The organism is Staphylococcus agnetis, from assembly GCF_002901865.1.
In the GTDB taxonomy this organism is placed as follows: domain Bacteria; phylum Bacillota; class Bacilli; order Staphylococcales; family Staphylococcaceae; genus Staphylococcus; species Staphylococcus agnetis.
In genome coordinates this window covers 1-25,904 of sequence record NZ_PPQF01000051.1, presented here as the reverse complement: position 1 = coordinate 25,904, position 25,904 = coordinate 1, and the positions used below count along the sequence as shown (strand labels likewise).

The window sequence follows — 25,904 nt, the reverse complement described above, 5'->3', positions numbered from 1 at the left end:
CATATTTCGTGGTGTAATTTTGTCTAACTTCTATTTTTTAAAATCATGTGTATCATTATATAATGTATAATGATAATAAGACATGACAGATATCAAATGAAAATGAAGAGGTGACTTTATGGAACGGATTCAATGGGACGAATATTTCATGGCCCAATCACATTTATTAGCGTTACGCTCAACGTGTTCGCGATTATCAGTTGGGGCAACAATCATTAAAGACAATCGAATCATTGCAGGAGGGTATAACGGCTCTGTAGCGGGTGAAGTTCACTGCATAGACGAAGGATGTTTAATAGAAGACGGACATTGTATTCGCACCATTCATGCTGAAATGAATGCGTTACTACAGTGTGCAAAACAAGGGGTCTCAACTGAAAATGCTACGATATATGTCACGCATTTCCCATGTTTAAACTGTACAAAATCAATCATTCAAGCTGGTATTAAAACCATTTATTATGCAGAAGATTATCGAAACCATCCATATGCTATTCAACTTTTAAAACAATCTGGCGTCACGTTTGAACGTGTACCATTTCACCCTCAAGATATAGTAAAATATATACTTGGTACACAACGATAAATGCCATACTTTCTATATAGTTTTATCATTGGTCAACTATGTATTCATCACCCTTATACTGCGTGTTTCTTTTTATTTCTTTTAGCATGCAGTATGGTGATTAAACGTAAACCATTGATATTGGTAGGGTTAAGCCTATTTGCTGGTGTTTTTGGTGCAATTCTAGAATTTAATTTTATTAACACACTTCAAAGGCATACGCATCACCTATCATCAGTAACAAACAAAGAGATGATATATGAGGTCAAATTCCTAACACAACCCATAGACATTGAAGGTGAATTGACTGCTTTCGTACGAACTAAAGATGACGAGAAACTCCAATTAAAATCCTACTCAAACCCCAAATTACCTTTACTAAAACCAGAATTTTATGCCACGCATTCGTGTTTAATAAAAGGGAAGTATAAACCTGCATTACGTTCAGGACAACTTGGATATTTAAATGTGCAATCATTACAATTAAATCAATGTAAACCAGATCCTCCATCATGGTCTGATCGCATTCGACAATTAAGAAATACTTACATCAATCACATGCGAACGAGTTCTATTCATGGTAAAGATAAATTGATTGCTCTAGCTACTGGTGATATTCAATTTATAGATAAGAAACAACTTCTCTTAATTCGGCAATTAGGAATTTCACATTTGTTTGCTGTCAGTGGTACCCACGTCGCTATCTTCATCGGATTACTTTATCAACTATTTAAACGTTTACCTATACCTCTATGTGTATCTAAAACGCTGTTATTACTCCTATTACCTTGTTACTTAATCTTTGCAGGCGAAGCACCAAGTGCGCAAAGAGCTGTGATTATGGCAAGTCTCGTACTCTTATTTTCAAAATACATTCGCCATAAAGGCGTTACAATTTTGGCTGTCAGTTATATTATGCTTACAATAAATGACCAAAGCCTACATTATCATTTAGGATTCCAATTTTCGTTTGCTATATGTTTTTTATTACTTATTATGCAAAACTGTTACCATAATAAGCCCATGTTTACTACATTGGTTTTAACTAGCCTTATCTCTTTTTATGGAAGTATTCCAATTAGTTACCAACATTTTAATGAGATTCAATGGCAATCTATTATTACTAATCTTTATTTCCTTCCACTTTACAGTATTGTTATTATTCCACTCGCAATCCTTTCAATTATTGTTTTGACCATATTTCCATCTACGATATCATTGATGCCTAGTTTTATTAGTCCAATATTTCACCTTCAAGATTATTTGTTGGATTTAAGTCAACCGCTTACACAAATTCGTTGGATTATTCCAAATTATGGTGAAATAGGGTATGTCATTCTTACTATGTTATGTTTTTTTAGTTTATATATGATTGTTAAAAAGAGATACTTAAAATACAGTATCTTAACAATAACTATTTTGTTATTATCTCAACTTGCTATTATTCCAGGAAAAGATGAGATGACTATGATTGATGTAGGTCAAGGAGATGCCATTCTTTTCACAACGCGTAACCATCAAACATTTCTTATTGATACAGGTGGTCAAATTGCATCCCATAATCAGAAGTATCATTACAACATAACTGAGAAAAAATTATTTCCTATACTTAAACATAAGGGTATCACGCACATTGATTATTTATTAATTACGCATGCACATGCGGATCATATGGGAGAACTAAATCGTTTATCTCAAATGATAGACATTCGAAATATCATATTTAACCCTAAACACTTTAATTCGGATAAATTACATGAAGTTCTCACTATTGCCCGCACTCATAACATTCAGTTACATTCCGCTTTTAAACTTAAAACGTTAGCATTAGGACAGTACCATTTTCAATTTATAGATGCTACGGTAGAAAATAGTCAAAATCCTAATGATCATTCGATAATCACATTCGCTACGATTCATCAATCAACGTTATTATTAATGGGTGATGCTACGACAGAAAATGAAAAGAGACTACTGCAAAAGATAAAACTTCCTAAAATTAATATTTTAAAGGTTGGTCATCACGGGAGTTTAACAAGTACCTCTCAATCTTTTTTAGCACATATCCGTCCTCAATATGCACTCATATCAAGTGCAAAAAACAATGTTTATCAACTGCCTCATCCAACAATTTTAAAGCGACTACAAGAATTTAATTGCATTACTTATAATACAGCTGATACACATACGCTCTCCATTCAATTTAATCCGCATCAACCACGACAATATAATATTTACAATCTAACAAAATGAAAACTCTATAAACATTCATGTATAACTCATGACAACATGATATAATAATGCTAATTGTTTTAAGAGAGGAAGTTTTTAATGCCGACGCCAATCTATACTGTGTATGGAGACATACCTGAATTAATAGAGAAAGAAACGAACCATATCATTAATAATTATTTAGACGGCGAACCCAAAGACGACTTTAACTATATAAAATTTAATTTATATGAAACAAACTTTAATCAAATTATTGAAGAAGCAATGACAATGCCGTTATTTTCTTCAAAAAAAGTAGTGCTTATTCAAAATGCATACATTTTTACTGGAGAAAAGGTTGCGAAAGATCAAGTTGTCGATATGAATACCGTTATTGAATTTCTAGAAAAATATGACGGAGATACGCTTGTAGTCTTTGAAGTAACAACGCTCAAGCTTGATGAACGTAAAAAAGTGGTTAAAACATTAAAAAAGCAGGCGAAGTTAAAAAAAGTTGAACAAATGTCTGAAGCTGAAATGAAGCAATGGATTCATTCTTATTTAAATCAGAATTATAAAGAGATAAAACAAGATGCTTTAGATCAATTTTTAACATTGACTGGCATTCATTATCAACTCATTAATCAAGAACTTGAGAAATTATTATTATATATTGGGGATAAACCTACGATTAACCTTGAAGATGTAAGATCAATCGTAAATCGTAGCTTAGAACAAAACGTTTTTTTATTAACCGAGCATATTCAAAATAAACAAAAGCAAAAAGCAGTCTTGTTAATGCGCGATTTAATACAATTAAAAGAAGAGCCTATTAAATTACTAGCTTTAATTACTAGCAATTATAGACTATATTATCAAAGTTTAATATTAAATCAAAAAGGCTATTCAGAGCAACAAATCGCTAAAACGGTTGGTGCACATCCTTATCGCGTAAAACTTGCATTAAGGCAAGCACGTCAGTATTCCTTAGAATCATTACTTGATAAAATGAATATTTGCGCTGAAACAGATTATCAACTTAAATCATCTTATATGGACAAAGTATTACTTCTTGAATTATTTATTTTAAAATTGTAATCTATATGGTATCTATCTATTTCACATTTAATCGTCGGGGGTATGCCTATTCACTCCCGGCGTTTATATTCAAAAAATCGTATCATTGTAATAAAAAAAGACAAACCTCACTTTTAAAAAGTAGGTCTGTCTTTAAAATGATGCATACACTTATTGTATGACATTATTTAGCTGACATTAATTTAGATTTCATTCTGTCCGCTTTATTAGAGTGGATTAAATTACTTTGTGCAGCTTTATCAATTTTTTTGATAGCGCTGTTCACTAATTCTTGTTTATTATCAGCATTTGTTTCGATAGCTGTTTTAGCGCGTTTAACCGCTGTACGCATATCGTTTTTTTGTGAAATGTTTTTACTTTCAGCAGTGTGCGTTGTTTTCACACGTTTAATTGCAGATTTGATATTTGGCATTTAGAGCACCTCCTAAAAACATGATGATCAAAAGGTTTTGATTACAACAAAATTTATTCTATCAAAACTCAATTCATTGTGCAATCATTAATTAGAACGAATCATGCATTTTTAGCGTAATTTTTCAATCTGAAAGCTAGACGTAATGTCATTTCATAAGTTGCAATTATATGCCAAAAACGTTATCATATCAAAGATGCGATACATAATTAGGAAGAACGAGAAAGTGAGAAGGATACGATGAATAATAAAGAGCGATTAAATCGACGTAAAAATATAAGAAACTTTTCAATCATTGCCCATATCGATCATGGAAAGTCAACGTTAGCGGATAGAATCCTTGAAAATACGAAATCTGTTGAAGCGCGAGAAATGCAGTCTCAATTATTAGACTCGATGGATTTAGAGCGTGAACGTGGTATAACAATTAAGTTAAATGCCGTTCGTTTGAAATACGAAGCAAATGATGGTGAAACGTACACATTCCACCTCATTGACACACCAGGACACGTCGATTTTACCTATGAAGTTTCGCGTTCTTTAGCAGCATGTGAAGGTGCAATACTCGTAGTCGATGCTGCACAAGGTATTGAAGCGCAAACATTAGCAAACGTCTATCTTGCTTTAGATAATGATTTAGAATTAATTCCTGTAATTAATAAAATCGATTTGCCAGCTGCTGAACCTGAACGTGTTAAGCAAGAAGTTGAAGATGTTATTGGTCTGGATAAAGATGATGCCGTTTTAGCTAGTGCAAAATCTAACATCGGTATAGATGAAATTTTAGAGAAAATCGTTGAGATGGTACCACCACCAGAAGGAGATCCAGAAGCACCATTAAAAGCGTTAATTTTTGATTCAGAATATGATCCATATCGTGGCGTTATTTCATCCATTCGCGTGGTAGATGGTGTGGTCAAACCTGGAGATAAAATCAAAATGATGGCAACAGGTAAATCATTTGAAGTAACAGAAGTTGGTATTAATACACCAAAACAACTTCCAGTTGATGAGTTAACAGTAGGTGATGTAGGTTATATTATTGCAAGCATCAAAAACGTTGATGATTCACGTGTCGGCGATACCATCACACACTTTGACCGACCTGCAGACACCCCTTTAAAAGGATATAAAAAGATGAATCCAATGGTGTACTGTGGCTTATTCCCGATAGATAACAAAGATTATAACGATTTGAGGGAAGCGCTTGAAAAACTACAACTTAATGATGCTTCTTTAGAATTTGAACCTGAATCTTCTAAAGCGCTAGGCTTTGGTTATCGCACAGGATTTCTTGGTATGCTTCATATGGAAATCATTCAAGAACGTATTGAACGCGAATTTGGTATAGAACTGATTGCGACTGCACCATCGGTTATTTATTCAGTTGTGCTTAGAAATGGAGATACAATTCAAGTCGACAACCCAGCACAAATGCCAGAACGTGATAAAATTGAAAAAGTATTTGAACCTTATGTACGCGCAACGATGATGGTGCCTAATGATTATGTTGGTGCTGTCATGGAATTATGCCAACGTAAACGTGGCCAATTTATTAATATGGATTATCTTGATGATATTCGAGTAAGTATCGTTTATGAATTACCACTTTCTGAGGTTGTTTTCGACTTTTTTGATCAATTAAAATCTAATACAAAAGGATATGCTTCTTTTGATTATGAGTTTATTGAAAATAAAGAGAGCAATCTTGTAAAAATGGATATCTTATTAAATGGAGACAAGGTTGATGCATTAAGCTTTATTGTTCATAGAGACTTTGCATATGAGCGTGGTAAGGCACTTGTAGAAAAGCTCAAAACTTTAATTCCGCGTCAGCAATTCGAAGTACCTGTGCAAGCAGCAGTAGGACATAAAATTGTAGCACGTACAAATATCAAATCTATGGGTAAAAATGTACTTTCTAAATGTTACGGTGGCGATATTAGTCGTAAACGTAAATTACTAGAGAAACAAAAAGCGGGTAAAGCCAAAATGAAGGCTGTAGGTAATGTAGAAATACCTCAAGACGCCTTTTTAGCCGTATTAAAGATGGATGAAGAGTAAAATCAACTCCCGATTACAGCGCGTGTATTGTGATTGGGAGTTTTATTATTGAAAGGCGGGAGATTATGACTGTAAAAAGCGCATACATTCACATTCCATTTTGTGTGAAAATTTGTACTTATTGTGATTTCAATAAATATTATATTCAACATCAACCCGTGGATACCTATTTAGATTGTTTAATCGCAGAAATGAACCGTGTGACAGAAACAACGTTAAACACAATGTTTGTGGGTGGTGGAACACCAACAGCTTTAACACCAAAACAGTTAGAACGGTTATTAACGGCAATCCAACATAAGTTTAATATTCTAGGGGAATATACTTTTGAAGCTAACCCTGACGAATTGACTGAAGAAAAAATACGTTTACTCAAAAGTTACGGTGTGAACCGATTATCGATGGGGGTTCAAACATTCGATGCCTCTTTATTAAAGGTGCTTGGTCGCAGTCATCAAACTGAAGATATTTATAGAGCTGTTTCATATTCGAAAAAACATAACATTCAATCAATAAGTCTAGATTTAATGTATCATTTACCAAATCAGACTATAGCACAATTTGAAAAGAGCTTAAATGAAGCACTTTCTTTAGACATTGATCATATTTCGAGTTATGGCTTAATATTAGAACCTCAAACACAATTTTATAACCTTTATAGAAGAGGTAAATTAAATCTTCCAAGTGACACTTTAGGTGCCGAAATGTATCAATTATTAATGGATAAAATCCGATCCTCGCCCATGCATCAATACGAAATATCTAACTTTGCAAAAGATGGTCATGAATCTGAGCATAATAAGGTATATTGGCGTAATGAAAGTTATTATGGTTTTGGTGCTGGTGCGAGCGGGTATATTGATGGATGTCGTTATACCAATGTAAAACCAGTCAATCATTACATTAAGCAAGTTCAACAACACAAACAACCGATTTTAGAGCAAAATTACCCAACATTAAATGAAAAAATAGAAGAAGAAATGTTTTTAGGACTAAGAATGAATGACGGTGTTAGTAAACAACATTTTTATGAAAAATATGGTCAACATGTAGAGGATATTTATAAACAAGAAATTTCACATTTAGAAAAAAAAGGGTTACTTATCAATACCGAAGAAAATGTGGCTTTAACAAGTCGTGGACGTATTGTGGGAAATGATGTTTTCGAAGCGTTTATACGCATTTAAAAAATTTTTTAATTCCAGACCTTTAACGTTGACTTACTTTGACCAATTTGATAAATTATAATTAGCACTTAGGACAAAGGAGTGCTAATGAGGTGAAAACATGATTACAAAAAGACAATTAAGTATTTTAAATGCAATTGTTGAGGATTATGTTGAACTTGGCCAACCTATTGGATCAAACACAATACTTCAGCGACATGATGTAAATGTGAGTCCAGCTACAATACGCAATGAAATGAAATTATTAGAAACTAAGAATCTAATAGAGAAAACACATTCATCATCAGGACGTATCCCATCTGAAGCTGGTTTCAGATTATATGCCAATCGATTATTAAATGAACCGATTGAAGCAAATAAGCAAAATTATATTAGCATGTATGATATGTATACGAAACATCATTTTGATATTTCTTCTACACTCAACCATTTTGCTAAAGTATTTTCTAATCAATCACATTACACGACACTTGTCGTAGGTCCAGACCATTCTAAGGTGGCATTATTAGATATCAAATTATTAAAAGTACATGATCATCATCTTGTGATTGTGTTGATATATGAAACTGGCCATATAAAACAACTTCATTTATCTTCATCACAACCGATATCTCAATCATCTGTTATTAGAATGTCTAATTATGTTTCTGAGCAAGCACGGAGCAATATCAATCAAACTTTTCATCCTCAATACTTAGATGCGTATGACTTTTCATCAGATGAATATGATATTCTTTTTAAAGTCTATCAATTAATTCATCAACAATTATCAAGTGAATCAGCACGCATCTATTTAGGTGGAAAGCACCAACTGATTGATGCACTCAATGAGCATAACGTTGCTGCTATTCAACCTATTTTAAAATATATTGAATCAAATCAAATTACAGCTTTGATTGATGATAATTTGGATTCTGCAATAAATATTAAAATAGGACGGGACATAGAAAAGAACATAAATGACATTGCAATTTTAACGCGACGATATCATATTGATCATGGACTGAACGGTTATGTTGCCGTTATTGGTCCTACAGCAATGCATTATCAAAATGTGATTCAATTGCTTAGTAGAATTTCATAATATACGATTAACGAAATAGAGTATGGAGGTTTCAAAATGTCTGAAGAAAAAGATTTTACTACACAAGATAAAAATGAAGACAAGACAGATGTTGATACATCAGAGCAATCTTCTAATACAACTGAAAATAGTGAAGTAAATTCAACAAATGAAGCGAACAATGACACTAATGAAGCAACTCATGAAAATGTTGAAGAAGAAACAGTAGACCCTAAAGATGAAGAAATTGCATCTTTAAAGGCACAAGTAGAAAAAGAAGAAGAAAAGTATTTACGCTTATACGCGGAATTTGAAAATTATAAGAGACGTATTCAAAAAGAGAATGAAACTCAAAGAAAGTATCAATCACAAGGTGTTTTAAATGATATTTTACCTGCGTTAGATAATTTCGAGCGTGCATTACAAATCAATGGTGATGATGAATCATTTAACGCACTAAAAAAAGGTGTTGAAATGGTCTACAGTAGTTTAATCCATGCTCTCGAAAACAATGGACTTGAAACAATTCAAGCGGAAGGCGAGACATTCGACCCTAACTTCCATCAAGCTGTAGTTCAAGATGATAATCCTGATTTTGAATCAGGACAAATTACAGAGGAATTACAAAAAGGGTATAAACTGAAAGATCGTGTTTTAAGACCTTCAATGGTAAAAGTAAATCAATAATTTTGACGAAAGTTACCAGTTTATGTAAAAATAATTATGTTTGAAAATTAGGAGGAATTAGATTATGAGTAAAGTAATTGGTATTGACTTAGGAACAACAAACTCTTGTGTATCTGTATTAGAAGGTGATGAACCTAAAGTAATTCAAAACCCAGAAGGTGCACGTACTACACCATCAGTTGTTGCATTTAAAAATGGCGAGACACAAGTTGGGGAAGTTGCAAAACGTCAAGCAATCACTAACCCTAATACGATTCAATCTATTAAACGTCATATGGGTACAGACTATAAAGAAAATATTGATGGCAAATCATACACACCTCAAGAAATTTCAGCAATGATTTTACAAAATTTAAAAAACACAGCTGAAAGCTATTTAGGTGAAAAAGTTGAGAAAGCAGTTATTACTGTACCAGCTTACTTTAATGACAGCGAACGTCAAGCAACAAAAGATGCTGGTAAAATTGCTGGATTAGAAGTAGAGCGTATTATTAACGAACCAACAGCTGCTGCATTAGCTTACGGTTTAGATAAAACTGACAAAGATGAAAAAGTGTTAGTTTTCGACCTTGGTGGCGGTACTTTTGACGTTTCTATTTTAGAATTAGGTGACGGTGTATTTGAAGTATTAGCAACTGCAGGTGATAACCGCCTTGGTGGCGATGACTTTGACCAAGTTATTATTGACTATTTAGTAAAAGAATTTAAATCTGAAAACGGTGTTGACTTATCTAAAGATAAAATGGCATTACAACGTTTAAAAGATGCTGCTGAAAAAGCGAAAAAAGATTTATCAGGTGTATCTTCAACTCAAATTTCTTTACCATTCATTTCAGCTGGAGAAGCGGGTCCACTACATTTAGAAATGACTTTATCTCGTGCTAAATTTGAAGAGCTTGCTGATAGTTTAATCGCAAAAACAATGGCTCCAACGCGTCAAGCATTGAGTGATGCAGGTTTATCTACTTCAGATATCGATGAAGTTATTTTAGTAGGTGGTTCAACTCGTATTCCAGCTGTACAAGAAGCAATTAAAAAAGAAATTGGAAAAGAGCCTAATAAAGGCGTTAACCCAGACGAAGTTGTTGCTATGGGTGCTGCTATTCAAGGCGGTGTTATCACGGGTGACGTTAAAGACGTCGTATTACTTGACGTAACACCATTATCATTAGGTATTGAAACTGTAGGTGGACGTATGAATACGTTAATCGAACGTAATACGACAATTCCTACTTCAAAATCACGTGTGTATTCAACTGCTGTTGATAACCAACCATCAGTAGACATCCACGTGCTTCAAGGTGAACGTCCGATGGCTTCTGACAACAAAACATTAGGTCGTTTCCAATTAACAGACATTCCACCAGCACCACGTAACACACCACAAATTGAAGTAACATTTGACATTGACAAAAACGGTATTGTTCACGTTACAGCGAAAGATTTAGGTACAAACAAAGAACAAAAAATTACAATCGAATCCTCTTCAGCATTATCAGACGATGAAATCGAACGCATGGTTAAAGATGCGGAAGAAAATGCGGAAGCAGATAAAAAACGTCGTGAAGAAGCAGATTTACGTAATGAAGCTGATCAACTCGTATTCCAAGTTGACAAAGCATTATCAGACTTAGGTGACAATGTTACTGAGGATGATAAAAAAGAAGCAGAAACGAAAAAAGACGACTTAAAATCTGCCCTTGAAGGTAGCGATATTGAGGAAATCAAATCTAAAAAAGAAGCGCTAGAGCAAGTGATTCAACAATTATCAATGAAAGCATATGAACAAGCGCAACAAGGTCAACAAGATCAAGGACAACAAGGTCAAGCTTCTAATCAAGACGATACTGTTGAAGATGCAGAATTCAAAGAAGTAAAAGACGACGATAATAAATAATATTTGTGTTACACTAAACACGTATCAATAGTCTATCAATATATGAAATAGAGGGGCTAGGACAGCAACGTCCCAGCCTCTTTTCATTCATAAGAAGTAAAAAAGGGAGCGATAGCATTGGCAAAAAGAGACTATTATGAAGTCCTGGGCGTAAGTAAAAGTGCTTCTAAAGATGAAATCAAAAAAGCATATCGAAAATTATCAAAAAAATACCATCCTGATATTAATAAAGAAGAAGGCTCTGATGCGAAATTTAAAGAAATCAGTGAAGCATATGAAGTCTTAAGTGACGAACAAAAACGTCAACGATACGATCAGTTCGGTCATGCAGGAGCACAAGATGATTTTGGTCAAGGTTTTGGAGGTCAAGACTTTTCAGGATTTGGTGGTTCCGGTTTTGAAGACATTTTCAATTCATTCTTCGGCGGTCAACGTCAAAGAGACCCTAATGCGCCACGTAAAGGTGATGATCTTCAATATACAATGACGATCACGTTTGAAGAAGCCGTATTTGGTACGAAAAAAGAAATATCAATTCGTAAAGAAGTTACATGTCACACATGTAATGGTAATGGTGCTAAACCTGGTACGAAAAAGAAAACGTGTTCATATTGTAAAGGTTCTGGACATGTGTCTGTAGAACAAAATACAATTTTAGGCCGCGTTAGAACTGAAAAAGTATGTCCACAATGTAATGGTTCTGGGGAAGAATTTGAAGAATCTTGTCCAACTTGTCATGGACGCGGTACAGAAACTAAAAATGTTAAACTTGAAGTCACGGTTCCAGAAGGTGTAGATAATGATCAACAAATTCGTCTAGCTGGTCAAGGTGCACCAGGTGAGAATGGTGGTCCTGCTGGTGATTTATTTGTTGTATTTAGAGTAAAACCATCTGATAAGTTTACGCGTGATGGTGATGATATATTATACAAACAGAACATTAGTATCGCGCAAGCTACTTTAGGTGATGAAATTAAAGTACCAACATTAAGTGGTCAAGTCATGTTAACAATTCCAGCTGGAACGCAATCAGGTAAGCAGTTCCGTTTAAAAGGTAAAGGCGTTAAAAACGTACATGGTTATGGCCATGGTGATTTATTTGTAAATATAGTTGTTGTAACACCTACAAATCTAACCGATAAACAACGTGAATTATTAAAAGCATTTGCTGAGGAAAGTGGCGAATCTATTTCAGAACAACCTTCTAATTTTAAAGATAAAGCACGTCGTTTCTTCAAAGGAGAATAATAAATGAAATGGATAGAATTATCTGTAGTGGTGAATAATGAAGCAGAAGAAAGTGTCACTGAAATCCTACAAAATGCAGGTTCTAATGGGGTGGCAATAGAAGATTCGAATGAATTACATCGAAAGAGAGAAGATCGATTTGGTGAGATTTTTGCGTTAAATCCTCAAGATTATCCTGAAAATCACATGATTATTAAAGCGTATTACAATGAATCACAATTTACGCGTACCTTACTTGAATCCATTGAGTCTAATATACTCAAACTAGACATTTTAAATCATGACGTTTTCAAAATGACACATCAGGATATCGAAGAATCTGATTGGGAAAACGAATGGAAAAATTATTTTCATCCATTTAAGGCATCTGAAAGATTTTTTATTGTGCCAAGTTGGGAAACTGTTCAAAAAGATGCACAACATTTGTACATTGAACTAGATCCAGGAATGGCGTTCGGCACGGGCGACCATCCAACAACGAGTATGTGTTTGAAAGCGATTGAAAAAATAGTTCAACCTCACCACCGTGTGATTGACGTGGGTACAGGTTCAGGCATTTTGAGCATTGCATCCCATTTGTTAGGTGCCCAACATGTCAAAGCATTAGACTTGGATGAAATGGCAGTTCAAGTTGCAAGAGAAAATTTCAAGAAAAATCATTGTGATTCTCACATTCAAACCACTACAGGTAATTTATTAACAGATGAGCACGACCATTACGATGTAGTCATCGCAAATATTCTTGCACACGTGATTACACTTATGGTTGAAGATGCATATCAAACATTGAATCAAGATGGATTTTTTATTGCTTCAGGAATTATTGATGATAAAGCAGAAACACTTATCAATCAAATGAAAGAAACAGGATTTTCTATTATCGAGACACAACAGGATAATAGTTGGGTCTGTATAACTGCTCAAAAGGTGTGAGATAGATGCAACGGTACTTTTTAAATGAAAACGCTGAGTTACATCAGCGTTTTTTTATAACAAATTCTGAAGATATTCACCATATTCTTAACGTAATGCGTATGGACGTCGGAGATACTATCATTATCAATTTTAATCAACAGCGTACATACGAATCTCAACTCATAACAATACAAAAAGATTGCATCGAAATAGAAACAAGTAGAGAAATAGACTTAAATACTGAAATGCCGCTGAACGTAACAATCTGTAGTGGCCTTATTAAAAGCGATAAGTACGAATGGTTACTACAAAAAGCCACGGAATTAGGGGCGCATCATTTTATTGCCACCCAAATGGATCGGTCAGTTGTAAAATTAAATGTACAAAAAGCGGATAAAAAAGTAGTGCGCTGGCAAAAAATTGTAAAAGAGGCAGCAGAACAAAGTTATCGTCAAATTGTACCAAAAGTGGAATTTATCTCGAATTTCAAAACCATATATGATATGATAAATCAATATGACTATGTACTTATGGCTTATGAAGAATCAGCAAAATCTGGAGAACGCTCACTATTAAAAAACTGTATTCAAAACTTTGCACCTGATGCCAAAATTTTATTATTATTTGGTCCTGAAGGTGGATTTTCTCAAGATGAGGTTGCTGCATTACACAATAAAGTTAAATGTGTTGGCTTGGGACCTCGGATTTTACGTGCCGAAACAGCGCCATTATATGCTCTAAGCGCCATAAGCTATCAATTAGAATTAAAATAGATACAATGAGGTGAATTTATGTCTACTGTTGCATTTCATACTTTAGGTTGCAAAGTAAACCACTATGAAACTGAAGCAATATGGCAACTTTTTAAAGAAGCGTCGTACGACCGTGTAGACTTTGAACAAAATGCGGATGTATTCGTTATCAATACTTGTACTGTGACAAATACGGGAGATAAAAAAAGTCGACAAGTGATTCGTCGTGCAATTCGTAATAATCCTGATGCGGTCATATGTGTAACTGGTTGTTACGCACAAACTTCATCAGCTGAGATTATGGAGATTCCAGGCGTCGATATTGTAGTAGGAACACAAGATCGCCATAAACTCCTTGACTATATTGATACGTTTAAAAATGAACGTCAACCTATTAATGGTGTAAGTAATATAATGAAAAATCGCACGTATGAAGAACTAGATGTGCCGTATTTTACAGACCGTACACGTGCGTCTTTAAAAATTCAAGAAGGATGCAACAATTTTTGCACATTTTGTATTATCCCATGGGCACGTGGTTTAATGCGTTCTCGCGATCCTGAAAAGGTAGTTGAACAAGCATCTACACTCGTACAATCCGGTTATAAAGAAATCGTTTTAACTGGAATCCATACGGGCGGTTATGGCCAAGATTTAAAAAATTACAACTTAGCGCAATTATTACGCGATTTAGAAACAATTGACGGTCTCGAGCGCATTCGTATTTCTTCTATTGAAGCAAGTCAATTAACGGATGAAGTAATAGAAGTATTGCAACAATCTTCAAAAGTCGTCCGTCATTTGCATGTGCCTCTACAGTCTGGATCTGATACGGTTTTAAAACGTATGCGACGCAAATATTCAATGGCACATTTTAGTGAAAGAATTAAGAAATTACACGCCGCATTACCAGGATTAGCAGTTACTAGTGATGTTATCGTAGGCTTTCCTGGTGAAACTGAGGAAGAATTTCAAGAGACATACGACTTCATTGTTAATCATCAGTTTTCAGAACTTCATGTATTCCCATACTCTCAACGTATTGGAACACCTGCAGCACGCATGGACGATCAAATTGATGAACAGATTAAAAATGAACGCGTACACCGACTCATTCAATTAAGTGATCAACTTGCAAAAACGTATGCTTCTCGCTTTGAAAATGATGTCCTTGAAGTTATTCCTGAAGAAAAAGGATCAACAGAAGGTATTTTAGTTGGTTATGCCGATAACTACATGAAAGTTGAATTCGAAGGCGATGAGTCACTCATTGGTCAAATTTGTAAAGTGAAAATTACTCGCGCAGGTTATCCATTAAATCATGGACAATTATTAAGAGTAGTTGATCATGCAACGAACAAATCTGAGGAAGAAGTACTAATTTAAACAGAAATTGTATAATTCAACATTGACCATAATTAAGATTTAATTTATACTAATGTTTACATGGCATAAATCATATGTCATTTATTAACCTATAAAAGTTTTCTTGATATTTGGAGGGAGGGAAATACAGATGTCTAAAACAGTAGTCCGTAAAAACGAATCATTAGAAGATGCTTTACGTCGTTTTAAACGCTCAGTTTCTAAAAGCGGTACAATCCAAGAAGTTCGTAAACGCGAATTCTATGAAAAACCAAGTGTAAAACGTAAAAAGAAATCTGAAGCTGCACGTAAACGTAAATTCAGATAATTATCATTGTGTTGAACTCCCTCAACATTCAAATTAATGATATATAGAGCTTCAAAATCGTTCAAATGTCGAATGATTTTGAAGCTTTTTTGTATTTAGATTTTATGCATTTTAAATAATCTTTATCACTATTAGTATTTTGAAAATTCATGTATACTACTAAGTGAGAGTGAGGTGTATGTTTATGCTACTATCAATACATATGCTAGATTTACTCGGAACAATACAAAACGAAAGTATTTTCACACAATTATCTCAGTGGATTACCTCTCCGTGGGTATCATTGGCTCTCGTGTGTATTTTATTTGTAGGTTTTGTATATCAGCTCTATTCAAAATCTTTTAACTGGGCTGGCATTCTAGCAATCTTAGCGTTACTTTTTATCTTCTTAGGTTATTTAGCAGAAGGTACCATTTCCTTTATTACCATTATGATATTTAGCATCGGCGTAATTCTCGTTATTATAGAATTGTTTGTCGTAGGTGCTGTGTTAGGAATTATAGGTATGGTGCTCATTGTATTTAGTTTAATTACAATGGGTAACAATTTACCTTTAATGTTACTCAGTGTATGTGTCGCATTAATACTATCTATTATTGAATGGGTGATTTTAGTGAAGTTTTTCAAAAAGAAAATATCGTTATTTGAAAATGTTGTATTGAAAGACTCTACTAACACTGAGTCAGGATATACATCGTACAATGACCGTTCATACCTTGTCGGTGCAACTGCATTGACACTCACAGATTTACGACCAGCTGGTTTAATTCTTTTTGAAAACGAACGTATTGATGCTGTATCAGAAGGGTCTTTTATTAACAAAGATGTTAAGGTGGAAATCATTGAAGTAGAAGGAACACGCGTCGTTGTACGCGAAATACAATCAAATTAAGAAGGAGCATTCATATGTTAACAACTGGTTTTATTTCTTTTATCATTATTGCCGTGCTTGTCATTGTGGCATTGATGATCTTATTTTCATTCGTTCCTGTTGGACTATGGATATCAGCATTAGCAGCAGGTGTCCACGTGGGCATCGGTACTTTAGTAGGTATGCGTTTACGTCGTGTATCTCCTAGAAAAGTTATCGGTCCGTTAATTAAAGCGCATAAAGCAGGGTTACAATTAACAACGAATCAACTTGAATCACATTACTTAGCTGGAGGGAATGTTGACCGTGTGGTAGATGCAAACATTGCAGCACAACGTGCCGACATCAACTTACCATTTGAACGCGGCGCTGCAATTGATTTAGCAGGTCGTGACGTTTTAGAAGCGGTACAAATGTCCGTTAATCCTAAAGTGATTGAAACACCATTCATTGCCGGTGTGGCTATGAACGGTATCGAAGTAAAAGCTAAAGCGCGTATCACAGTACGTGCAAATATCTCACGTTTAGTTGGTGGTGCTGGTGAAGATACGATTATTGCACGTGTTGGTGAGGGGATTGTATCTACAATTGGTTCTAGTAAACACCACACAGAAGTGTTAGAAAACCCTGATAACATTTCTAAAACAGTATTAAGTAAGGGGTTAGACTCAGGTACTGCATTTGAAATCTTATCTATCGATATTGCTGATGTTGATATTAGTAAAAACATCGGTGCAGACCTTCAAACTGAACAAGCCATCGCGGACAAAAATATTGCCCAAGCTAAAGCAGAAGAGCGTCGTGCAATGGCGGTAGCTCAAGAGCAAGAAATGAAGGCTCGTGTTCAAGAAATGCACGCGAAAGTTGTGGAAGCTGAAGCTGAAGTGCCACTCGCAATGGCTGAAGCGTTACGTTCTGGGAATATTGGTGTTAAAGACTACTACAATTTAAAAAATATCGAAGCTGATACTGGAATGAGAGAAGCAATTAATAAGAGTTCGCAAAAATCTCAAGAAAATAAAAGTGAACATTAATGAGGTGAGGGTATGAGCATTGGAGTTATCATTTTTATCATTACGATTGTCATTTCTATTATCTCTGCAATTAATGATAAAAGTCATGAAAAGCGTAAGCAATCTCCACAGCAACCTCCAACATCAAATCCTCCTAAATCTTTTATGGATAAAGTTGAACAAACTTTGAAAGAATGGGAGATGGAATTTGATACACAAAAAAGTGAAGATGTGTTCTTACCTAAAGAGACACATTCTGAACCTAAACCGGTAAAACAAAAGCAACATCCTAAAAAGGTTCAAAAAAGCGAGATACCTTCTGAAAGAAAACGTGTAGATACACAACGTCAAGAACAACAAGTTCAAAAAGAATTGTTAGATATGTTAAGAAGTGATATCGATTCTTTAAATGATACATTTGATCGAGAACGCCAAAAACATATTCATCGCATTGAACAACGTGCACGTCAAATCATAGATGATAAATATCTTTCTCCAAGAACCAAACGCATGAAACTTAAACAATTACTATCCTCATCACAACAACCCGCTATGGCTAAAGGGGATTTAACTTTTTCAGATAATGAAGTTGTGAATGGCATAATTTGGGCCGAGGTTATTGATAAACGTAAACAATTAAATTAACTCACTTTCATAGATCAAGGCATTACTCGATATCGAGAACGTGCCTTGATTTTATTTTACTTCTTAACTTAATAATACAGTTGAATTAAATGCGTCATATTTCTTTTATTACCAGTTATAATTAGATGACTTAATCGTATAGCAACATGATATAATAGAAACAAACATGTTAGATTAATGATTGGAAGCATTTTAACATGTTTGGTACATTAATCATACATTACTTTGTAAAGGAGTTCGTATATGCCTGAAATGATTCAAATCGATGACATTCATCAAGCACAAGCACTATTTGGTAATAATGACGAATATATCCACCTTATAGAAGACGCTTTCGATGTTGTCATTCACGCTAGAGGGCAAGAAGTAGCCGTGCAGGGGCAACAAGTTGATGCAGTGACGAAAGCCGAATCCGTTTTAACAAATCTATTAAAAGTAATAGAACAAGGGGCAACGATCACTGTTAAAGACGTACAAGCTGCGATAAAAATGGCCCACAATCATACAATTGATCAACTTATTGATCTTTATGAAGAAGAAATTGCGAGAGATGCGCATGGTAAAATCATTAGAGCCAAAACGATGGGACAACGTATGTATATACACGCAATTAAAAATAATGATTTGGTTTTTGGAATAGGGCCTGCAGGTACAGGTAAAACATTTTTAGCCGTTGTTGTGGCTGCAAAAGCTCTACGTATGGGTCAAGTTAAACGGATTGTTTTAACAAGACCAGCTGTTGAAGCTGGTGAATCTCTAGGATTTTTACCTGGTGACTTAAAAGAAAAAGTAGATCCATATTTACGTCCACTCTATGACGGTTTGAATACAGTATTAGGTGTAGAAGCTACTGAACGGCTAATTGAAAGAGGTGTAATAGAAATTGCGCCATTAGCATATATGCGTGGACGTACACTTGAAGATGCTTTCGTCATTTTAGATGAAGCACAAAATACGACACATGCTCAAATGAAGATGTTTTTAACACGTTTAGGGTTTGGTTCTAAAATGGTTGTTACAGGAGATAAAACTCAAGTTGATTTACCGAAAGGGGTTAAAAGTGGTCTCATTGAAGCAGAATCTCGATTAAAGTCCATCAAAGGGCTTAGTTTTCAATATTTAGATCAAGCAGATGTTGTGCGTCACCCATTAGTCGGACGAATTATCTCAAGTTATGAGGAGGATAACTAATGTTTACCATTGATTTTAATGATCACACGAATAAAGTTCACGATGATTGGTATAAACAAATTGAATCACTCTTAACCTTTGCTAAAGATCAAGAAAATATCACAGAAGACGCTGAACTTTCAGTGACATTTGTCGATAAAGATGAAATTCAAGCTATTAACCGCGATTATCGTGATAAAGATAAAGTAACGGATGTCATTTCATTTGCCTTTGAAGAAGATGAAACGGTATTTGAAGGGATGGATATGCCAAGAGTCTTAGGAGATATTATTATTTGTACTGATGTGGCACAAGAGCAAGCACTTCAATATAATCATTCTTTTGAGCGCGAGTTAGGATTTTTAGCTTTACATGGTTTCTTACATTTGCTTGGTTATGATCATATGAATGAAACAGATGAACAACAAATGTTTCAACGTCAAGACGACATCTTAAATGCATATGGTCTTTCGAGGGACGTATGATTAAACGGTTTAAACCCGCTCTCATAGGTGCCATTACACTTTTAAAAAAAGATATCAATTTCTTACTGCATATTTTATGCGCAGTCTTGGTCATCATTACCGGGATTTTATTAAAGCTTTCTGCTGTAGAGTGGATGTTTTTATGCATTGCTATTTTTACTGTTTTAATCACAGAGGCAATGAATACTGCGATTGAATATGCCGTGGATTTAACTACGATGGAGTATCATGTTTGGGCGAAACATGCGAAAGATATAGCTGCTTTTGCGGTATTACTCGCATCAATTTTAGCAGTCATCATAGGGTTAATCATTTTTATCCCTAAAATTATATAAGGGCGTGATAATATGAGTTACACGGAAAAACATTTTAATGAAGTCAGAAAAGCACAACAACGTGCCTATGCACCCTATAGTAATTTTAAGGTAGGTGCGTATTTATTAACAAAAGACGGTCAAGCCTTTTATGGAGCAAACGTAGAAAATGCAGCCTATCCATCTACTTGTTGCGCTGAGAGATCAGCACTGTTTGCAGCAATTAGTCAAGGATATAAGCCGGGTGATTTTGAATCGATCACGGTAACGGTTGATAGCCCTGAAGTCTCATCACCTTGTGGAACATGTCGACAAGTTCTTAAAGAATTGTGTGACGACGACATGCCCGTTTATATGACTAATCAAACTGGAGACATGAAAATGCTCACTGTACATGAACTTCTCCCATTAGGATTCTCAGGAAAGGATTTAACCTAATATGACAGAATATAAATCAGGTTTCGTAACGATTATCGGTCGCCCGAATGTTGGGAAATCTACATTTGTAAACCGTGTTATCGGTCATAAAATTGCAATTATGTCTGATAAAGCACAAACTACTCGTAATAAAATTCAAGGGGTCATGACGACCAATGATGCACAAATTATTTTTTTAGACACACCAGGCATTCATAAACCTAAACATAAATTAGGCGATTATATGATGAAAGTGGCTAAAAACACTTTATCAGAAATTGATGCCGTCATGTTTATGGTTAATGTGAATGAAGACATCGGTCGCGGTGATGAATATATTATGGAAATGCTTAAAAATGTTAAAACACCCGTCTTTCTAGTGTTAAATAAAATAGACTTAGTACATCCTGACGCTTTAATGCCTAAAATTGAAGCATATCAAGCGTATATGGATTTCACTGAAATCATACCTATCTCAGCTTTAGAAGGCTTAAATATTGAACACTTTATTCAAGTATTAAAATCATATTTACCTGAAGGACCACAATATTATCCAGACGGTCAAATTTCCGATCATCCAGAACAATTCGTCGTAAGTGAACTTATTCGAGAAAAAATTCTTGAAACTACCACTGAAGAAATACCACACTCAATTGGCGTCAATGTGGAACGTATGGTTCAAGAATCGGAAGACCGCGTGCATATAGAAGCAACAATATATGTCGAACGCGATTCTCAAAAAGGTATTGTCATCGGTAAAGGCGGCAAGAAATTAAAAGTAATTGGCCAACGTGCTCGCATGGATATTGAACATTTACTTGGTTCAAAAGTATATTTAGATTTATGGGTTAAAGTTCAAAAAGATTGGAGAAATAAATCTAATTTCATTAAGCAAATGGGTTACGTGGAAGACGAGTAGTAGGGATTAAAGGCGGTGTATACATGCTCATTAAACAAAATGGAATCATCATTAAGTCAGTGGATTATGGTGAATCGGATCGTATTATCACAATTTTGAATGAGCACGGTGCAAAAATCCCACTTATGGTGAGACGTGCCAAAAAGGTAAAATCTGGATTTCAAGCAACAACACAGCCTTTTGTTAAAGCATTATTTATTTATAATAAGTTTCGTGGAATGGGCACATTAACATCCATTGACGTAATTGATTTAAACTATAATTTGAGAATGGATATTTATGCGAATAGTTATGCTAGCCTTTGTTTAGAAATCATCGAACGTTCCATGGAACAAGATGAAATTAACAAACATATGTATCAATTACTTACTTTTGCAATTGAGCGAATCAATCAAGACGTGTCTCCACAATTAATAGCGAACATCGTCATGTTGAAATGTTTACCACGTCATGGAATTTCTCTACAATTAGACAAATGTGTGATTACGCAGTCTCAAAACAGTGAAGATTTATCAGCATATAGCTTTAAATTTAAAGGTGTTATTTCAAAACAAGTCATGTATCAAGATACTCACGCATTACCTTTATCAAACAAAACAATTTATATCATGCATGTGTTACAACAATTAAAACTTTCACAAATTAATGAATTGCGTATTCACCAAAATATTGTTGATGAAATGTCTACATTTATTTTAATGATTTACAAAGAATATCTAGGATTATTTTTCAAGAGTCAAAGGCTTATCAATCAGCTCAAGCGTAGTGCATTAGACATTTTAGATGATTCTAAACCAACACATTAATTTTATATTGTACTTGTAATGATATAAAAATGAGCAGTGAAGTTCTCTTCATTTCCACTAAAATGTAATGGTGTTTAGTGAAACGTTTTAAAAATTTATCATAACTTAAAAAACAGCCTCCAAATATCATTTGAAGGCTGTTTTTTTATTTGATTTATTGTATCTACATATGGAAATCATCTATGTGCTTGATGACGTTAAAATTTCACTTTTTCAGCTAAAAATGATTTAAGATCATTGATTGACATACGAACTTGTTCCATAGAATCACGATCACGTACTGTGACTTGATTATCTTCTAGAGAGTCAAAATCAAAAGTAATGCAATATGGCGTACCGATTTCATCTTGACGACGATAACGTTTACCAATTGATTGAGATTCATCAAAGTCTACCACAAAATCTTCGCTTAATTGTTCATACACTTTAATCGCTTCTGCAGATAATTTTTTACTTAATGGCAGAACAGCTGCTTTATATGGTGCAAGTGCAGGGTGGAAGTGTAATACGGTACGCGCATCTTTACTGCCTTCTACACCTTCTTCTTCATAGGCATCACATAAAAATGCAAGCGTCACACGATCAGCACCTAAAGAAGGCTCAATACAATAAGGAATATATTTTTCGTTTGTTTCAGGATCATGGTATTTAAAGTCTTCTCCCGAATGTTCACTATGTTGTTTTAAGTCAAAGTCTGTACGACTTGCGATACCCCATAATTCACCCCAACCAAACGGGAATTTGTATTCGATGTCTGTCGTAGCATTAGAGTAATGTGATAACTCATCTTCATCATGGTCACGTAAACGCGTATTTTCCTTATGAAGCCCTAAATCAGTTAACCATTTCGCAGCATAATCTTTCCAATACGATTGCCATTCAATCTCAGTTCCTGGCTTACAGAAAAATTCTAATTCCATTTGCTCGAATTCACGTGTACGGAAAATAAAGTTACCAGGTGTAATTTCATTACGGAATGATTTACCTACTTGACCAATACCAAATGGTAATTTTTTACGCATCGAACGTTGTACATTCTTATAATTTACAAAAATACCTTGAGCTGTTTCAGGGCGTAAGAAAATTTCGTTTGTTGAATCTTCAGTTACACCTTGGAATGTTTTAAACATTAAATTAAATTGGCGAATATCTGTCCAATTTGCTGTTCCACTAACAGGGCAGGTAATACCTTCTTCGTCAATGATGCGTTTCATTTCTTCAAAACTTAATCCGTCAGCGATGAAGTTTTCGTCACCTTTAACGTTATGCATATAATCTTCAATAATTTTATCTGCACGATAACGAATTTTACTGTCTTTATTATCAATCATAGGGTCGTTGAAATTGCCTAAGTGACCTGAAGCTTCCCATGTTTTAGGATTCATTAAAATTGCTGCGTCTAAACCAACATTGTATGGAGATTGCGTTATAAATTTTTTCCACCAAGCTTTTTTAACGTTATTTTTTAATTCCACACCTAATGGACCATAGTCCCAAGTATTAGCTAAACCTCCATATATTTCGCTACCAGGAAATACAAAACCTCTATGCTTTGCAAGTTGCACAATTTTATCCATATTTTTTTCCATTCTAAAACACTCCTTAAAAAATATAAAAAGTCCCAAGCCAAAGAAAATACTTTGCCTTGGGACGAATTAATGTATTAATCCGCGGTTCCACCCAAATTAGTGTGTCCACTCACTTTTATTCACATTTTGAAAATTAGGCCATTTTATGTGTTAAGCTTTCACCATCCTTAACTCGCTTTAACTATAAGTTTAAAGTAATCTATTCTGTTTCGCAAGCAAAATCATAATTGTCTACACGTTGATAAACCGTTATAATGGTAAATGAATGTTTTAAAAATGTCGTAGTGATTACATACTGATTTGTATACTTCATCAAATCAAACGTTCCATATGAAAATAAATATGATGCTAGTATCTTAAAGGAGGCATTTCTGCTATTTAATTAGCATAACCAATTGGTTTTAAATATGCAGAGATCGATATAGAACTGAGTAAACGTCAAGAACACATTGTTGATATCGTAAAAAATTCAGGTCCTATCACTGGTGAAAAAATTGCTGAACAACTTAATCTCACACGCGCAACTTTAAGACCTGATCTTGCTATTTTAACAATGGCGGGATATTTAGAAGCAAGACCACGTGTAGGTTATTTTTATTCAGGTAAATCAAGCTCACAATTGCTTACTGAACAACTCAAGCATTATATCGTTAAAGATTATCAATCACATCCAGTTATTTTAAAAAGTGATGTTACTGTCTATGATGCAATCTGCGCGATTTTTATTGAAGATGTAGGAACATTGTTTATCGTTAATGAAGATAATGATTTGGTAGGTGTATGTTCTAGAAAAGATTTACTACGTGCATCCATGGCAGGACAAGATATTCATAATATTCCTGTACATATTATTATGACTAGAATGCCTAATATCGTTCTTTTAGAAGAAGATGACCTTCTTTTATATGCAGCACGTCAAATGATTTCTAAAGAAATAGATTCCATACCGATTGTGAAATCAAAAGGCGATGGAAAATATGCTGTAACTGGACGTATTTCTAAAACGACAATCACTAAACTTTTCGTTTCTTTATTCGATCAATAGGAGGGTTAATGACGCATGACGAAAGTGAAAATTATTATTGCCTCAGACTCAGTAGGTGAAACTGCAGAACTTGTTGCCAAAGCCTGTATTTCTCAATTTAAAAACGTTGAAAGCACTGCCGATATTATACGCTACCCATATATAGAAACGAAGCAAAATATAGATGAAATTATTCAAATGGCTAAAGAAAATAATTCAATGATTATTTATACGCTAGTGCGCCCAGATATTCGCGCCTACATGGCGAATTTAATTAATGAAAATAATCTCAAATCCGTAGATATTATGGGACCCATTATGTCTATGATGGAAGCAACATTTCAACAACAACCTATCAATGAACCTGGAATCGTCCACAAACTGGATGAAGATTACTTCAAAAAAATTGAAGCCATGGAATTTGCGGTTAAGTACGATGACGGTAAAGATCCTAAGGGTCTTCCTAAAGCTGATATTGTACTCATCGGTGTTTCACGTACGTCGAAAACACCAATCTCACAATACCTTGCACATAAACGCTATAAAGTCATGAATGTGCCTATTGTTCCTGAAGTTAATCCACCAGAAATGTTATTTGAAATTGATCCAAAAAAATGTATTGCTTTAAAAATTTCATCTGAAAAATTGAATGCAATTCGTAAAGAACGATTAAAGCAACTTGGATTATCTGATTCAGCGCGATATGCAACAGATACTCGTATTGAAGAAGAATTAGAGTATTTCAATAAAATCGTCGATCGTATTGGCTGCCCTGTATTAGATGTATCCAATAAAGCTATTGAAGAAACTGCTAATAATATTATACAAATTATTGAGCATAATAATTTCTTTTCAAATT

26 protein-coding genes are annotated in these 25,904 nt (G+C 34.5%); 24 read left to right on the top strand and 2 right to left on the bottom strand.

Annotated elements, in window-relative coordinates:
- Nucleotides 1–118: 118 nt before the first annotated feature.
- The 3 genes from CD172_RS08315 to holA all read left to right on the top strand — a co-directional run bounded on the left by CD172_RS08315 (nt 119) and on the right by holA (nt 3,874).
- Nucleotides 119–586, top strand: coding sequence for a ComE operon protein 2 (locus tag CD172_RS08315; RefSeq protein WP_060551157.1), 468 nt, complete (start codon nt 119–121; stop codon nt 584–586).
- Nucleotides 587–682: 96 nt separating this feature from the next.
- Entirely contained in the window at nt 683–2,818 is a 2,136-nt protein-coding gene (locus tag CD172_RS08310; RefSeq protein ID WP_157950601.1) for a DNA internalization-related competence protein ComEC/Rec2, read from the top strand.
- Between the two features lie 78 nt (nt 2,819–2,896).
- Nucleotides 2,897–3,874: a DNA polymerase III subunit delta gene (gene holA, locus CD172_RS08305; RefSeq protein ID WP_103346055.1), complete on the top strand. Its 978-nt coding sequence runs from the start codon at nt 2,897–2,899 to the stop codon at nt 3,872–3,874.
- 163 nt (nt 3,875–4,037) lie between these two features.
- Here holA and rpsT read toward each other — a convergent pair whose 3' ends face one another.
- The gene (gene rpsT, locus CD172_RS08300; RefSeq protein WP_037565423.1) at nt 4,038–4,286 is read right to left on the bottom strand and encodes a 30S ribosomal protein S20; all 249 of its coding nucleotides are present in this window, start codon (nt 4,284–4,286) and stop codon (nt 4,038–4,040) included.
- A 240-nt stretch (nt 4,287–4,526) separates the two neighbouring features.
- Here rpsT and lepA point away from each other — a divergent pair, with 240 nt between their 5' ends.
- The 19 genes from lepA (at nt 4,527) to recO (ending at nt 22,432) form a co-directional block, all read left to right on the top strand.
- Nucleotides 4,527–6,350 (top strand): translation elongation factor 4, encoded by a 1,824-nt coding sequence (gene lepA, locus CD172_RS08295; protein WP_037565421.1) that lies wholly within the window; start codon nt 4,527–4,529, stop codon nt 6,348–6,350.
- A gap of 65 nt (nt 6,351–6,415) precedes the next feature.
- Nucleotides 6,416–7,537 carry a radical SAM family heme chaperone HemW gene (gene hemW, locus CD172_RS08290; RefSeq protein WP_103346054.1) on the top strand — a complete coding sequence of 374 codons (1,122 nt, stop codon included), beginning with the start codon at nt 6,416–6,418 and terminating at the stop codon, nt 7,535–7,537.
- A gap of 100 nt (nt 7,538–7,637) precedes the next feature.
- Entirely contained in the window at nt 7,638–8,621 is a 984-nt protein-coding gene (gene hrcA / locus CD172_RS08285; protein WP_103346053.1) for a heat-inducible transcriptional repressor HrcA, read from the top strand.
- 36 nt (nt 8,622–8,657) lie between these two features.
- Nucleotides 8,658–9,287: a nucleotide exchange factor GrpE gene (gene grpE, locus CD172_RS08280; protein WP_037565417.1), complete on the top strand. Its 630-nt coding sequence runs from the start codon at nt 8,658–8,660 to the stop codon at nt 9,285–9,287.
- A gap of 64 nt (nt 9,288–9,351) precedes the next feature.
- Nucleotides 9,352–11,184, top strand: a complete 1,833-nt coding sequence (gene dnaK / locus CD172_RS08275; RefSeq protein ID WP_103346052.1) for a molecular chaperone DnaK — start codon at nt 9,352–9,354, stop codon at nt 11,182–11,184.
- Nucleotides 11,185–11,301: 117 nt separating this feature from the next.
- Entirely contained in the window at nt 11,302–12,432 is a 1,131-nt protein-coding gene (gene dnaJ / locus CD172_RS08270; protein ID WP_103346051.1) for a molecular chaperone DnaJ, read from the top strand.
- Nucleotides 12,433–12,435: 3 nt separating this feature from the next.
- On the top strand, nt 12,436–13,365 hold the full coding sequence (gene prmA, locus CD172_RS08265; RefSeq protein WP_103346050.1) for a 50S ribosomal protein L11 methyltransferase: 930 nt from the start codon (nt 12,436–12,438) through the stop codon (nt 13,363–13,365).
- Between the two features lie 5 nt (nt 13,366–13,370).
- Entirely contained in the window at nt 13,371–14,120 is a 750-nt protein-coding gene (locus tag CD172_RS08260; RefSeq protein WP_103346049.1) for a 16S rRNA (uracil(1498)-N(3))-methyltransferase, read from the top strand.
- 18 nt (nt 14,121–14,138) lie between these two features.
- A complete protein-coding gene (gene mtaB / locus CD172_RS08255; protein ID WP_103346048.1) occupies nt 14,139–15,485 on the top strand; it encodes a tRNA (N(6)-L-threonylcarbamoyladenosine(37)-C(2))-methylthiotransferase MtaB in 1,347 nt (448 codons plus the stop codon).
- Between the two features lie 130 nt (nt 15,486–15,615).
- Nucleotides 15,616–15,792, top strand: a complete 177-nt coding sequence (gene rpsU, locus CD172_RS08250) for a 30S ribosomal protein S21 (RefSeq protein WP_002471046.1) — start codon at nt 15,616–15,618, stop codon at nt 15,790–15,792.
- 178 nt (nt 15,793–15,970) lie between these two features.
- Nucleotides 15,971–16,684, top strand: a complete 714-nt coding sequence (locus CD172_RS08245; RefSeq protein WP_411755711.1) for an NfeD family protein — start codon at nt 15,971–15,973, stop codon at nt 16,682–16,684.
- Nucleotides 16,685–16,698: 14 nt separating this feature from the next.
- Nucleotides 16,699–17,697 (top strand): flotillin-like protein FloA, encoded by a 999-nt coding sequence (gene floA / locus CD172_RS08240; protein ID WP_037565403.1) that lies wholly within the window; start codon nt 16,699–16,701, stop codon nt 17,695–17,697.
- A gap of 12 nt (nt 17,698–17,709) precedes the next feature.
- A complete protein-coding gene (locus CD172_RS08235; protein ID WP_103346046.1) occupies nt 17,710–18,321 on the top strand; it encodes a hypothetical protein in 612 nt (203 codons plus the stop codon).
- Nucleotides 18,322–18,564: 243 nt separating this feature from the next.
- Nucleotides 18,565–19,512 carry a PhoH family protein gene (locus CD172_RS08230; protein ID WP_037565399.1) on the top strand — a complete coding sequence of 316 codons (948 nt, stop codon included), beginning with the start codon at nt 18,565–18,567 and terminating at the stop codon, nt 19,510–19,512.
- Nucleotides 19,512–19,976 (top strand): rRNA maturation RNase YbeY, encoded by a 465-nt coding sequence (ybeY, locus tag CD172_RS08225; RefSeq protein WP_060551144.1) that lies wholly within the window; start codon nt 19,512–19,514, stop codon nt 19,974–19,976. The genes CD172_RS08230 and ybeY overlap by 1 nt, the downstream gene beginning before the upstream one ends.
- Nucleotides 19,976–20,311: a diacylglycerol kinase family protein gene (locus CD172_RS08220; RefSeq protein ID WP_060552485.1), complete on the top strand. Its 336-nt coding sequence runs from the start codon at nt 19,976–19,978 to the stop codon at nt 20,309–20,311. Before ybeY ends, CD172_RS08220 begins: the two co-directional genes overlap by 1 nt.
- Nucleotides 20,312–20,323: 12 nt before the next feature.
- Entirely contained in the window at nt 20,324–20,728 is a 405-nt protein-coding gene (cdd, locus tag CD172_RS08215) for a cytidine deaminase (RefSeq protein WP_037565395.1), read from the top strand.
- A 1-nt stretch (nt 20,729) separates the two neighbouring features.
- Entirely contained in the window at nt 20,730–21,626 is an 897-nt protein-coding gene (gene era, locus CD172_RS08210; protein ID WP_060551143.1) for a GTPase Era, read from the top strand.
- Between the two features lie 23 nt (nt 21,627–21,649).
- Nucleotides 21,650–22,432, top strand: coding sequence for a DNA repair protein RecO (recO, locus tag CD172_RS08205; RefSeq protein WP_103346045.1), 783 nt, complete (start codon nt 21,650–21,652; stop codon nt 22,430–22,432).
- A gap of 197 nt (nt 22,433–22,629) precedes the next feature.
- Here recO and CD172_RS08200 read toward each other — a convergent pair whose 3' ends face one another.
- The gene (locus CD172_RS08200; RefSeq protein WP_037565389.1) at nt 22,630–24,021 is read right to left on the bottom strand and encodes a glycine--tRNA ligase; all 1,392 of its coding nucleotides are present in this window, start codon (nt 24,019–24,021) and stop codon (nt 22,630–22,632) included.
- 421 nt (nt 24,022–24,442) lie between these two features.
- Between CD172_RS08200 and ccpN the strand changes: the two genes are divergently transcribed.
- Entirely contained in the window at nt 24,443–25,066 is a 624-nt protein-coding gene (ccpN, locus tag CD172_RS08195) for a transcriptional regulator CcpN (protein WP_103346044.1), read from the top strand.
- A 15-nt stretch (nt 25,067–25,081) separates the two neighbouring features.
- A partial coding sequence (locus CD172_RS08190; RefSeq protein WP_037565386.1) for a pyruvate, water dikinase regulatory protein occupies nt 25,082–25,904 on the top strand: 823 nt, incomplete at its 3' end.